The sequence below is a fragment of the Bacillus sp. MUM 116 genome (assembly GCF_001866655.1).
GTDB lineage: Bacteria > Bacillota > Bacilli > Bacillales > Cytobacillaceae > Neobacillus.
On the sequence record NZ_MLYR01000039.1, the window covers coordinates 1 to 13099 of the forward strand.

15 protein-coding genes and 1 riboswitch are annotated in these 13099 nt (G+C 37.5%); of the genes, 6 read left to right on the forward strand and 9 right to left on the reverse strand.

What is annotated here, in order from left to right; genetic code table 11:
• Positions 1-46: 46 nt before the first annotated feature.
• Positions 47-1147 (reverse strand): A/G-specific adenine glycosylase, encoded by a 1101-nt coding sequence (gene mutY / locus BIV60_RS11025; protein ID WP_071355791.1) that lies wholly within the window; start codon positions 1145-1147, stop codon positions 47-49.
• Between the two features lie 124 nt (positions 1148-1271).
• Between mutY and BIV60_RS11030 the strand changes: the two genes are divergently transcribed.
• Positions 1272-2252, forward strand: a complete 981-nt coding sequence (locus BIV60_RS11030) for a metal-dependent hydrolase (RefSeq protein WP_071355792.1) — start codon at positions 1272-1274, stop codon at positions 2250-2252.
• Between the two features lie 22 nt (positions 2253-2274).
• On the opposite strand, the gene BIV60_RS11035 is transcribed toward BIV60_RS11030, so the two are convergent.
• Entirely contained in the window at positions 2275-2532 is a 258-nt protein-coding gene (locus BIV60_RS11035) for a YfhJ family protein (protein WP_071355793.1), read from the reverse strand.
• A gap of 133 nt (positions 2533-2665) precedes the next feature.
• Between BIV60_RS11035 and BIV60_RS11040 the strand changes: the two genes are divergently transcribed.
• The gene (locus BIV60_RS11040; protein ID WP_071355794.1) at positions 2666-2836 is read left to right on the forward strand and encodes a small, acid-soluble spore protein K; all 171 of its coding nucleotides are present in this window, start codon (positions 2666-2668) and stop codon (positions 2834-2836) included.
• A 17-nt stretch (positions 2837-2853) separates the two neighbouring features.
• A complete protein-coding gene (locus BIV60_RS28370) occupies positions 2854-2997 on the forward strand; it encodes a YpzG family protein (protein ID WP_083402212.1) in 144 nt (47 codons plus the stop codon).
• Positions 2998-3036: 39 nt separating this feature from the next.
• Here the strand turns inward: BIV60_RS28370 and BIV60_RS11045 are convergent, their stop codons facing one another.
• A complete protein-coding gene (locus BIV60_RS11045; RefSeq protein WP_071355795.1) occupies positions 3037-3360 on the reverse strand; it encodes a YfhH family protein in 324 nt (107 codons plus the stop codon).
• 80 nt (positions 3361-3440) lie between these two features.
• Here BIV60_RS11045 and BIV60_RS11050 point away from each other — a divergent pair, with 80 nt between their 5' ends.
• Positions 3441-4118 carry an SDR family NAD(P)-dependent oxidoreductase gene (locus BIV60_RS11050; RefSeq protein WP_071355796.1) on the forward strand — a complete coding sequence of 226 codons (678 nt, stop codon included), beginning with the start codon at positions 3441-3443 and terminating at the stop codon, positions 4116-4118.
• Positions 4119-4126: 8 nt separating this feature from the next.
• Here BIV60_RS11050 and recX read toward each other — a convergent pair whose 3' ends face one another.
• Positions 4127-4936 carry a recombination regulator RecX gene (gene recX, locus BIV60_RS11055; protein ID WP_071355797.1) on the reverse strand — a complete coding sequence of 270 codons (810 nt, stop codon included), beginning with the start codon at positions 4934-4936 and terminating at the stop codon, positions 4127-4129.
• 177 nt (positions 4937-5113) lie between these two features.
• Here recX and BIV60_RS28375 point away from each other — a divergent pair, with 177 nt between their 5' ends.
• Positions 5114-5248: a YfhE family protein gene (locus BIV60_RS28375; protein WP_083402213.1), complete on the forward strand. Its 135-nt coding sequence runs from the start codon at positions 5114-5116 to the stop codon at positions 5246-5248.
• Between the two features lie 254 nt (positions 5249-5502).
• A complete protein-coding gene (locus BIV60_RS11060) occupies positions 5503-5700 on the forward strand; it encodes a YfhD family protein (protein ID WP_071355798.1) in 198 nt (65 codons plus the stop codon).
• Positions 5701-5980: 280 nt separating this feature from the next.
• Here the strand turns inward: BIV60_RS11060 and BIV60_RS11065 are convergent, their stop codons facing one another.
• The 5 genes from BIV60_RS11065 to BIV60_RS11085 all read right to left on the reverse strand — a co-directional run bounded on the left by BIV60_RS11065 (position 5981) and on the right by BIV60_RS11085 (position 13021).
• Positions 5981-6670, reverse strand: a complete 690-nt coding sequence (locus tag BIV60_RS11065) for a glycosyltransferase family 2 protein (protein WP_071355799.1) — start codon at positions 6668-6670, stop codon at positions 5981-5983.
• Between the two features lie 21 nt (positions 6671-6691).
• Positions 6692-8602, reverse strand: coding sequence for a glycosyltransferase (locus BIV60_RS11070; protein ID WP_071355800.1), 1911 nt, complete (start codon positions 8600-8602; stop codon positions 6692-6694).
• Positions 8603-8781: 179 nt separating this feature from the next.
• Positions 8782-10017 (reverse strand): homoserine dehydrogenase, encoded by a 1236-nt coding sequence (locus BIV60_RS11075; protein WP_256218384.1) that lies wholly within the window; start codon positions 10015-10017, stop codon positions 8782-8784.
• A 69-nt stretch (positions 10018-10086) separates the two neighbouring features.
• Positions 10087-10199: riboswitch (SAM riboswitch) on the reverse strand.
• Between the two features lie 148 nt (positions 10200-10347).
• Positions 10348-11724: an argininosuccinate lyase gene (argH, locus tag BIV60_RS11080; RefSeq protein WP_071355802.1), complete on the reverse strand. Its 1377-nt coding sequence runs from the start codon at positions 11722-11724 to the stop codon at positions 10348-10350.
• An 85-nt stretch (positions 11725-11809) separates the two neighbouring features.
• Complete coding sequence (locus BIV60_RS11085) at positions 11810-13021, reverse strand: argininosuccinate synthase (protein ID WP_071355803.1); 1212 nt, start codon at positions 13019-13021, stop codon at positions 11810-11812.
• Positions 13022-13099 lie beyond the last annotated feature (78 nt).

The following is a 13099-nucleotide window of genomic DNA, read 5'->3' on the forward strand; positions in this document are numbered from 1 at the left end:
GTTAGATTGGTGTCTAACATTTACGGGGCAGTTCATTGTACGGTGTTCATTCTTTTTCATAATCTTTATAAAGCTTAATAATTTTTAGGGTAAAAACCGGAAAGGCATAGTTCTCCGTATCATCTAACGAAACAAATTTCCACTCGGTGTTTTCAATGAAATCCGATGAAATTTTTCCAGTATAAACTTTAATGTTCCAGATTAAATGGGAAAAAACATGTTCGACTTGACCAATCATCCTATCCATAGCAACATTTAACTTTAAATCTTTTTCGAATAGGCGGGCGATTTCATCTCGATTGTTCTGTATTGGATGATTAATTTCTAAATTAGGAAATTCCCATAAATTAGCTAGCAGCCCTGTTTCCGGCCGTTTATGAATAAGTAAATCTCCTTTTTCGTTTGAAAGAACGACAGCAGCAAGCTGTACCTCACGCTGTTTATTTTTCTGGGTTTTAATTGGGAGTACATTTTGTACCCCTTCATCAAACGCATGGCAATGTTCACGCACAGGACAAAGTAAGCACGATGGCGAGGTAGGGGTACAGATTAATGCACCTAATTCCATTAATGCCTGATTAAATGCTGACGGATCCTCATGTGAAATCAGCTCTCTTACCGCTTGTTCAAAAACCTTTCTTGAAGATGGCTTTGCAATATCTTCCCAAATCGAAAGAATTCTTGATAAAACCCGCATTACATTTCCATCAACCGCCGGTTCGGGAATTCCATAAGCTATGCTTAAAATGGCTCCAGCGGTATAGGGACCAACCCCTTTAAGATTGGAAATTTCCTTCGGGGAACTTGGGACAACTCCATTATATTTTTCTTTTACTTCTTTAACTGCAGAATGTAAATTCCTAACTCTGGAATAATATCCGAGCCCTTCCCAAGCCTTCAAAACCTTATCCCCATTCGCCTCTGCCAGGTCTTCAATTGTTGGAAACCATTCGATAAAACGTAAAAAATAAGGTATAACTGTATCCACTCTGGTTTGTTGGAGCATGATTTCTGATACCCATACTTTATATGGGTCTTGATCCTTTCTCCACGGCAGGTCACGCTGCTCATTTTTAAACCATGTGATTAAGTCATCTTGAAATTCTTGTATATTTATTTCCATTAAATTATTTAGATCATTTTTCATTACATTTGGGCCTCCAACTTGTTAAACACTACAAAATGAGGGAATATAATAGTATGCATTGTATAACGATAATCCATATTGGCTCTCTTGACAAGAATTGATTTTTTAAAGGAGGAACTTCCTTTTGGATACTGGAACTCATGTTGTTATGGGGATTGCTCTTGGAGGTTTGGCAACCCTTGATCCTGTAGTGGCAAGCAGTCATGCCGCTACATCAAGTGTTTTAATTGCTGTGATCGCAGGTTCGCAAATCCCTGATATTGATACGGTATTAAAGTTAAGGAACAATGCAATTTATATTCGTAATCATCGCGGTGTTACCCATTCCATACCAGCAGTCATTTTATGGCCGCTCGTTCTTTTAGCAGTGATTTACCCATTTTTCCCAACCGTTAATCTGCTGCATTTATGGGCATGGACATTTTTTGCTGTATTTCTTCATGTATTTGTTGATATTTTTAATGCCTATGGAACCCAGGCACTTCGGCCATTTTCAAATAAATGGGTGGCGTTAGGTGTGATTAATACTTTTGATCCCTACATTTTTGCCATTCATGTTATCGGAATTTTTATTTGGGTTTTTGGAGCAAACCCTGGTTATACTTTTTTAACCATGTATTTGGTCATTATCGGCTATTACTTTATGCGGTTTTACGTTCGAAATAAAGTGTTGGCGGAGGTCAGAAGAATCATACCGGACGCAACGGAAATCATTATTGCCCCGACCATGAAATTTCATCAGTGGCGGATTGCGGCAATGAACGAAAAACAATTCTTTGTCGGTAAAGCTATTAAGGATAAAGTAGAGATTTTGGATTTATTTAATAGGATTCCTGTTCCTGAAACACCGGTAATTGATGCCGCTAAAAAAGACAAAAACCTGTCAGCGTTCTTATCCTTCTCACCTGTTTACCGTTGGGAAGTAGATGAATACGATGATTTCTATGAGGTAAGATTTATCGATCTTCGCTATCGGAGCAATGGTCACTATCCTTTCGTCGCGGTGGTCCAATTGGATTGCGACCTTAACCGTATCAGTTCCTACACCGGATGGGTCTTTAGCGAAAAGAAATTGCGGAAAAAGTTGAGTATTATACCCAGTTAAAAAAAGCGGTGACATTATTATGTCATCGCTTTTTATTTAAAAAGTCCTTATATTTTGGATTCGTTGCAATAAAATCGTGGAGCCTGTCTCCATAATTTTCAATCCATTGCCGAACAATCCGCTCTGTCATTTCACTGCCGAGATAGTCTCTTCCTGCCTTTGCGGCGGTTGTCTCAAAGTCATCCGACAATAACTCAATCCATGTTCGAGCTTCATCATAGGTTAGTTGGTTATTTTTAGACATTAAATATTCGGTAAGGTGCTCTTGATACTCGTTCATTTATTCACTCCTTTGCCATTTTCTTATAACATAACCGAATGGAACTAAGCAAATAATATAGTTACGTGGTAAGCATTGATCTTTTGATACTTTGCTTTTCACGATTTCTCATTCCTTTATATGGAGGTATAGCATGAGAAACAAAGCGACCAAATTCCCAAATCAAAATAACAATAAGTTAGAGGGAGAACCAAGAGCAAAAGCAGAGTATGCTTCAAAAAGAGCAGATGGTACCACTAATACGCATCCACAAGAGCGTATGCGGGCTTCTGGTCAACGCGAAAATGATACACCTAAATTTTAACTTAGGGAGGCATTAATATGGGAAACCAGAAATTTTTTCAAAATAAGCCATTTTCAACTCCATGGGCTAGCGCGAAGCACCAACATTCTCAGATAAATGGCGAAAGCAAACTTACCCAAGACCTCATCATTTTAAAGCGCCAAACCAGAAAGCAATCTTAGAAAATATTCAAACCAGAGATTCGTTCTCTGGTTTGTGTTTTATTTTAACCACTTTAACATAGAAATCGGCACAGCCTCTTCTTTTCCTTCACCTTTAAGACGGTATCCCCAGGCAAAAACCCCGTTTAAATAATCAATTTTAAAGTATTGTCCAGGGTCTCCTTCAAGCTCATAAATTTCACCCGGTTCAAAGGAAGTCGGATCAACTAAATAGGCACGGGCCATCAGCACTTTTCTTTCGAGAACCGCAAACTCATTTACCATTCCCATTTGTTCCGCTTTTCGTGCTTTCTCCTGAAGAGCCGCTATTTCTTGGCGTAATTCATGTTCGCTCAATTCACTGTATCGTTTCTCCTGGTGCATGTAAATCCACTCCCAAAGTTTCGTTAATCACCAACTTTAAGTATAATTATTTTTATTAAATTAATAAAGGAGTTTGGCGCATGAAAACCATAATTGTTACCGGGGCCGGTTCCGGGTTGGGCAAGGAATTAGCCTTGTTACTGTCGCAGCAAAATTATCATCTGCTCTTAACGGGTAGAAACGAATCAAAATTAGTAAACACAAAAAAAGAAATTGAAGCTGCCGGCGGGAGTGCAGATTTTCTCCAGTTGGATATTCGGCATGCTGAAGAAGTATCAAAAAGAGTGGATGAAATGATCGGGACTTATGAAATTTATGGTTTAGTTAATAATGCAGGAGTTGGACATTTCGGCCCTTTTCCTGAATTCACAGAACAAGAAATTACGGACATCCTTAGTACAAATGTCCTCGGGACCATCCTTATGACCAAAAACATTTTACCCCGCTTGATTAAACAGGGTGAAGGGAAAATCATCAATATTATCTCGACAGCGGGACTCCGCGGCAAGGTAAATGAAGCCGTATATGTTGCAAGTAAATTTGCGGTACGTGGCTTTACGGAAAGTCTTCAAAAAGAATTTGAGGGCAGCAAGATTCATTTTACTGCTGTTTATATGGGAGGAATGGATACCCCGTTCTGGAACGATAGCAGCCATGTAAAGGATCCATCCCGTTTTCGCTCGCCAAAAGAAGTGGCCGAAATCATCATTGAACAAATGGATCAGGATTCGATTATTATAGAAAGCAAAAAATCATGACAGTTTTGTCATGATTCTTCTTTTTCAGCTAAAAACTTTTCAATCAAATCCATCGAAAAGCCTTTACGATATAAAGCTTGCTTCATTTTTTGTTGATACTCAAAACCATCAAGATGATGGTTTTTGCGATAAATTTTTTCCCCCTGATACCTGATAGCCTCCATTTCAGCATCCGTATCCTTATCAAGTTCGCTCTCATTAACAGCTATTTGAATGATGCCGAAGGGATATCCTTTTCGAAGCAGCATGGCTTCAAGCTTTTGCTTTACAATCCGCTCAGAATCCTTTGTATTCTTTTCGAAAAACTTTTTCGCAAGGGTCGAGGCTTTTTCAATCTGCAGGTCATAGGGGAAATCTTGAAGGGCTTGTCTTGCAAAACCTTCTTTTATTCCTTTTTCTTTTAATTCTAACCAAATTAGGTCAGGCCCTTTGTCTGTTGTATTTACTTGGGTTCTGACAAATGCATAAGCATATTCTTCGTCATTAATATATTTTTGTGCCGCTAATTTATGAAGAACCTCGTTTATAATGGGCTCATTGATTTCTTTTTGGGTTAAATAATCTCTTATTTCTTTTTCAGAACGTATTCTTTTCGCTAAATATTGAATCGCTTGATGATACGCTTTACGAATATCGTCCTGGTATTGAATTTCAAGAAACGAAAAATCATCAAGTTCCAAACCTTTTTTTAACTGAAATTTAATTAAGACATCACTATCAACGCTAAAGGCGAATTCTTCACCTTTCCCGTAATCCATAAATACATTATAACGGTCCTGATTTTTCTGTTGCGTGGTGATTTTCGTGATTATAGCCATTTCGTTCACCTCAACACTACTTTACCATGTTTTACATGAATTATTGTAAAGAAATGAAAATAAACCGTATCAATCTTTTCTTTAAAGGTAAAAATGGGAATAAGTACATAAAGTGCTTAACATTATCCACTAAGCTTAATGACGATTAGCAAAATATGTTGAAAGGAATGAGCAGAAATGGCGGAAAAAAAGAAGAAGGATAAGGATCGGGGAAAATATTCCTTAACCAGTATGCAGGAAGTAAATTATCAAAGAGAATTTAAAATGGCAGACCGCGCCGGCGGATTTTCTGATCGAAAGACAAAGCTATAAGAAAAGCGGAAGCGCCTTGCTCAGCCTCAGGCATAGCACAAGACAAGCCGGCCGAAAGGTTGTTCTTTAATCTTTTGGACGGATTGGCTTGTGACCTAAAGGGGCAGGACGCTTGCGCTGGACAATTCTCGAAGCCAAATGTTAAATTTCCCTATTCATGATGCATTTTCCATTCATGGACCATTCTTTATTGTAAAAACTATTATAGAACCCAAGTTGGTTCCTAGTTGTTAACAATGAAAGGGGTTTTGGTAATGGGTCGTTCACGTGGGCATGGATCTCGTGATAAAAATAAAGCATCACTTCCACAAGTGCCAAAAAATCTTAAATCAGATGGAATCGATGTAGAATATTCTGCTGAATTAGCCGATCAGGCAGATTTGGAGGCACAAGCACGAGCAAATGCTGCTAACCAGCGTATAAATACCAATAATACAAATAGAAACAAATAAACTCTATTAAAAGAGAAGCAGGCTGCCCTGCTTCTTTTTGTGGATATTGTGGATAATGTGGATTCAACGCTCAAACAGCTTATATTATTTACTTGAAACGCTTCTCATAATTTGTTAACATTTTTTGTGGGTAATCCTGTGGATAATGTGCATAAGTATGTGAAATACTCATATAATAGGACCTTTGATGTGGATAGCCTCGTGGATAAATGAATTTTCATTCATTTTTATCAATTTTAAAAAAACAGGCAAAATAAACTGCCTGTCAATGGGTACCATATTAAGTTTTGTAGTAGTTAGTAACAATATAATAAAAATCATTGGTATAAGCTACGATGTCCCCCCACCCCATAAAATCCTCATCCGATACTTTCCAAGTATGTTTTTCTGCATCATGTCGGACCACGGCAAAATGAAAATGATTCGCTGAATATACATTGAAACCGGCTTTTTTAGATTGATCGATGAAAAAGTAATCTTCCGCGCGATTTACCTTTTCAAATTGAACTTTTTCAAAAACCTTTTTTCGAAACATCAACGTAGCACCGGCAACAGTGTCAGAGATTGAATTTTCTGTGCCTGGGACTAAGACCAAGGCTTTTTTATTTTTAAAATAAATATAGTATGAACCTTTGCCGACAATCGATACCTGCTCATCTTCAAAGGCTAGCATGGAACTCGAAATATATTCGGGACCATAAAAATCATCATCATCAAATTTTGCAATGATATCATATTTTGCTTTTAGAACGCCAAAGTTTAAACAATCTCCCAATGTTGCTTTTTCATGAAGCTGAAAAACGCGTACATTTTGGTAATTTGCTGCTTTCTCTTTCCATGTGTCAATATCCATAGAATCTTTATTGAGAATGATAATTAACTCTTTATCCTTCCATGTTTGCTGTTGATAATTTTTAAATACATTATCGATAAATTCATCTCTAATCGTACAAGTAATGATGGAAACCATTTTTTCCCTCCTCCCGCTCGTTTATGAAGCAATCACCTTATCAATGAATTTAGCCAAATTTTCATATTTCCCTAGTTTTTTTAGTTTGCGAAGGTCAGACTTTAAATCATTTATTTCGTTCTTTCCAAACCCGACGGCACCTAATATATTAAAATGACGAATATCTACTTTTAGTAAAATATTAATTGTTTCAAGTATAGTCGTGAATCTAGCCTGAAATGCTTTCGAATTATTACCGTAAGACTCAACCAGTTTGTTATATTCTTGTAAAATTAGATTCATTGTCTTTAGATTTGCAATCCTCGATAACTCCAACCCAAGGATAAGAACATCCACATCACTATGTTTCTTAATAAATAAATGATAATTCTCGATTGCTTCTTTCCACTTATTTTCCCCAATTGGATGCTCTTGATGGTAGGATACTACATCCTTTGCATTGATGTACTTGGCTCCGCCCTTATACAGGCGATATCCTAATTCCCAGTCTTCATAACCGTATTTCACAAATTCCTCATCAAAAATCCCCACTTTATCCAGTAACTCTCTTTTTAAAGATACATTACCTGTCAGAAAGGCCATCCATGGAAATTCAAAGCTTTTTAAGTCGGTTCCAAAGTGTCGGGTAATATTTTGATACCAGTAGCTCACCTCTTTAATTAACTCCCCAAAAGCTTGATTCATTACGTCACTTTTGGTGATGAGGGGAAATGGCTCAGAAGCTGTTTTTTTATAATTATTGATTTGCCGGTAAAGATTTTTATTATCTTTAACCATTTCAGCAATTTCTGAGAGTTTTTTTGAATCAAATTCAGGAAAAATACAGGTATTTATATTCTTTGAGTACATGACCCCTGACATAATAAGATTGTCTTTTGCTTGATGATATTTAACATGATTGGTGACAAAATCAGGATCAACAAGCATTTCAGCATCTAAAAATATCAGAATGCTCCCGCTGGAGGATTTAATTCCTATATTCCGAACCTTGGATCTTCCTAGATTTTCATTATTCCGTATATATTTAAATGGGTATGGCGGATGATAGTTTTGGATGAATTCTTCGGTTTTATCAGTGGATGCATCATCGATGAAGATTACTTCCATTTGATTTGGATTGAATGTTTGGTTTTCAAGTGAATAAAGAGTAAATAAATTTAGAGGATATTTATTGTAGGATGGAATAATGATACTAACCTTAATTTTTTGCTCCTGATCATTTATTAAATCTTGATCCTTTTCATCAGAAGAACTCTGGTTCTGTCGTTTGTTTTCCTTTTTTGTCTCCTTCTGATTCTTTAAATTTTCTTTCTCTTCAACTTTGATTTGGCTTTTAGTTTTTTCTGTGTTATTTGCCGATAATGTTTCTTTATTGTTCCTTTCGGTCTTATTCTTCGGCCAAATAGTGTACAAGCCGTTTGGCTTCCTTCTCAATCTAGTATTCATATATCTTTTCAACTGTGTTTCGTTTCTACTATGATCCCAAATCCTTATTTCTCTAATTTCTCCATTAAAGAACATACCCGGCGGCACACTAATGGAGCCTGAAGGATAAACATATTGTTTCAAACTTTTTTCTCCTTCTTTTACCATCGTACCATTTATAAATAGATACGGTTTTTTCTCCTTATAGACAACTGCCACATGGACCCAATCACTTATTGTTGCTTCATAAACCAAAGTGGCGTAGATATTGTTTTTTGTATGTTCATAGACAGATACTCCATTGATACCAACAGAGACGTATATTCCAGAATCCTTTTGTTCTTCTCCCCTTGCAGGGCCGATAATATAATTTTTACCGTTGCTGTTCACTGGAATTTCTCTTGACTGTTGATCAACTTGATGAATGTTTCCTGGCTTAATCATAAATTCATAAGTAAATGAATTTTTTATATCGTAGATTAAACGCTCAGCTATGTTTCCTGCCATGGTGCACCCCTTTTCCTTCTTTTGTCTTAAATCTAGTCCGCTTTAATATAGCTTTTACACAATATGTACAAGGGTGTGATTTGGACTAGACTATTTCCCATTTGTGTGATGGGTTTTTATATCATTTTAAAAAAAGAAGACAGCAATCTCATTTCGAGATTGCTGTCTAAAAATAAATATTAAACTGTAACAGTTTTGCGTTCTTTTCTGTTTAGAAGGGTTTGGGTTCCATCCAAAATGGGATAATAACGGATGGATGAATTCTCCTGAATTAATCGTAAAATCTCCTCATGAACGGTTTCTACAATAAAAGTTTGATCAGCTACTTGTTCCGTAATGCTGATCGATGCAGATAAATCCCTTTTATTTACACCATTTAAAAGATAAAAATCATGTAATGAACCGTTAGTAAGGGGGAAAGCATCCGGGACAGGTTTATCCAGGTGCTTTTCCTGCTGATTTCGATTGCCTGCATACACTAAATCCTCAATGACTGCACTGGCTGTCGGAAACATTCCCGCTCCAGGACCTTGCAAAGTTATTCTCCCAACAATGTCAGAGAATACATTTACCGCATTTTCTACTCCTTCCACATGAAAGAATGGATGTGAATTGCCGATGAGCACCGGCCTTACACTTCCAATTAGCCTATCCCCATCCTTGTGGATACTAACAACATGTTTAAACCGAAAATCAAGCTCGTTTGCCACCTCAATTAATTCACTTGTAATGGAAGTAATGCCAACACGTTCAACTTCATTCCAGTCTGGCTCAGCCCCAAAAGCCACTCTGCTCAAAATCATTAATTTATAAAATGCATCAAAGCCCTCGACATCATTAGTAGGGTCTGCCTCCGCAAATCCTTTTTCCTGGGCTAATTTTAAGGCTTCTCGGAATGACTGCTTTTTCTCGCGCATTTCCGTCAAAATAAAATTGGATGTTCCATTTACAATTCCTTGGATTTGCTGAACGCGATTAACCTTTAGCAATTGCCGTAATGTTTGAATGATTGGGATTCCTCCGGCTACTGTTGCTTCAAAGCCAACCGATACACTGTGTTCCTTGGCAAGAGCCAGCAGGTCTTTTCCATGATGGGCAAACATTTCTTTGTTCGCCGTAATAATGTGACAGCCTCTTTCAATCGCTTGTTTTAAATAGCTAAAGGCTGGGTCCTTACCTACTATGGCGTCTACTACAATATCAAGTTGTGAAAGATTTATAATCTCATTGTAGTCCGTTGTAACAAGAACATTGTCTTCGATATTTCTATCTTTTTGCTTGTTTTGAATGAGAATGGCTGCAACTTCTACTTTCTTTCCCAAAAGAGTCTCGAGTTCCTTTTCATGGGATTGAATCGTTCGATATACTCCCTCTCCTACCGTTCCAAATCCTAAAATTGCTGCCTTTATTGCCATCATAAATCCCTCCCGATATAAAAATTGGTAAAAAGAAAACCCTCTTCATAAGAAGAGGGCATTGTCCTCCTCTTATCTTTCAGGTTAAATATAACCTGCAGGAATTAGCACCTTTTCAAGGGGTTACCTTGAAGGTTGCCGGGCTTCATTGGGCCTAGTCCCTCCGCCGCTCTGGATAAGAGTATTTATAAAATTGTTACTTGAATTTACCATGTTATGAATGAAATTGTAGTTGATTCCAATAAAGCTGTCAATCTTTTTTGAAAATTCTCCTCTAGAACTGGAAAAGATTATAAAAAAAAGCCGGAATCAACATCCGGCTTTTTTACGTTATTTTTGCAATTTTCCTTCAGCTAGCTTAATTTGTCCAAGAACTTGTTCAGGAGAGGTGCCGCCAAAGCTATTGCGGACAGCAACCACATGCTCCGGAGCCAAGACAGTGTAAATATCCTCTTCAAATAATGAGCTGAATTCTTGGTATTCCTCAATCGATAAATCGAGCAAAAACTTTCCATGCTGAATGGCATATAACACCGTTTTCCCAATGACCTCATGCGCTTCACGGAATGGCAAACCTTTACGCACTAAATAATCTGCAATATCGGTCGCATTGGAAAAATCATTATTAATGGCCTTACGCATTACCTCTTTATTGACAGTCATGGTTTCAATCATTGGAGCTAATAACTTTAATGAGCCTTCAAGGGTTTCAACCGTATCAAACATACCTTCTTTGTCTTCCTGAAGATCCTTATTGTAGGCAAGAGGAAGTCCTTTTAATACCGTTAGCAGTCCAATTAAGTTTCCATAAGTTCTTCCCGTTTTTCCTCTAAGTAATTCCGGTACATCCGGGTTTTTCTTTTGCGGCATGATACTCGAACCCGTACAGAAAGAGTCATCAAGTTCAACAAATTGAAACTCCTGGCTTGACCAAATCACAAGCTCTTCAGAAAAACGCGAAATATGGGTCATGATAATTGATCCGATTGAAAGAAATTCCAGAATGAAATCACGGTCACTTACCGCATCCATACTGTTTGGATAAATCGTTTCAAACCCTAACAGATCCGCAACTTTTTCACGGTTAATTGGGAAGGTTGTTCCGGCCAAAGCACCTGATCCGAGCGGCAGCCAATTTATTCTTTTTAAGCTATCAATTAATCTTTCTTTATCACGTTCAAACATCCAAAAATACGCCATTAAATGATGGGCAAACGATACAGGCTGCGCGCGCTGCAGGTGTGTGTATCCAGGAATTAATGTTTCAACATGAATTTTTGCCTGCTCGACTAATGCATGTTGAACATTCTCAACCAGTGTAATCAATTCAGTCGTTTTCGTCCGCAAATAAAGATGCATATCCGTGGCAACTTGGTCATTTCTGCTTCGGCCTGTATGCAGTTTGCCACCGACAGGACCAATTTTTTCAATTAATAGTTTCTCTATATTCATATGAATATCTTCATCTTCTACTAAAAACTCAACTTCCCCATTTTCAACCATTTTTTTGATGGAAAGAAGCCCTTGTTTAATCGCTTCCGCATCCTTTTGCGGTATAATGCCGCACTCCCCGAGCATTTGCACATGCGCCATACTTCCCGCAATATCCTCTAATGCTAACTTTTGATCAAACGAAATAGAGGCTGTAAATTCCTCCACGAGCTTATTTGTTTCCTTTGTAAAACGGCCGCCCCAAAGCTTCGACATTGCTGCTCCCCCTCAAAATATGAACAAGATTGCCCCCGAAAGATTTCGAGGGCTCAAAGTTTATTGTAAACTTAAAAGTTCAAAATTATTTTACTACATGCTCTTTTTTGTTCACCTCAGAGTATACCTTTGTTGGCAGACCCCAAAGTTTAATAAAACCAACCGCTGCATTGTGATCAAAAGCATCGCCTTTTGCGTAAGTTGCCAATTCTTCATTATATAGGCTGTGTACAGACTTACGGCCAACAACTGTGTGGTTGCCTTTATGAAGCTTCACGCGGATTGTACCAGAAACCACTTTTTGAGTTTCATCGATAAATGCATCAAGAGCATTTTTTAATGGTGAATACCAAAGGCCTTCATATACAATCTTTGCCATGTGCTGATCAATTTGTGCCTTAAATTGAGTTACTTCACGAGGCAAGGTTAAAAATTCTAATTCTTTATGGGCATTAATTAAAATTAATGCTGCTGGGTTTTCATAGACTTCTCTTGATTTAATTCCCACTAATCTATTTTCAATATGATCGATACGGCCTACACCATGCTTGCCACCTAATAGATTAAGAGATTCAATCAATTGAACCAATGGGAGTTTTTCACCGTTAATGGCAACTGGAACACCTTGTTCGAATTCAATTTCAATGTACTCAGCTTCATCCGGAGTCATTTCGATTGGATTCGTCCAATCATAAGCTGCTTCTGGTGCTTCGTTCCATGGGTTTTCTAAAACACCTGCTTCGCAAGCGCGGCCCCAAATGTTTGCATCTATGGAGAACGGGTTATCTAAATTAACTGGAATAGGAATTCCGTTTTTCTCAGCATATTCGATTTCTTCGTCACGAGTCATTCCCCATTCACGAACAGGAGCAACAACTTTTAAGTTTGGATTTAAGGCTTGAATGGATACTTCGAAACGAACTTGGTCGTTTCCTTTACCAGTACAGCCGTGTGCAACGGCAGCTGCCCCTTCCTGTTCCGCCACTTCAACCAATAATTTAGAAATTAATGGTCTTGAAATTGCAGAAGATAGTGGGTATTTACCTTCATATAAACAATTAGCCTTTAAAGCTGGTAAAATATATTCTTTTGCTAGTAACTCTTTTGCATCAATCATAATCGCTTTTATCGCGCCAACATTTAATGCTTTATTTTTAATTGCTTCAAGATCTTTTCCTTCCCCTACATCAAGACCTAAAGCAATAACATCATAACCATATTTTTCCTGAATCCATTTAACTGAAACTGATGTATCTAAACCGCCTGAATAGGCTAATACGATTTTTTCCTTTGCCATATCTATTTCTCCTCGCATCATCTTTGTATTTAAATTCATTTGATAGTATTATTATACATCAATATTCAAAAAAATAAA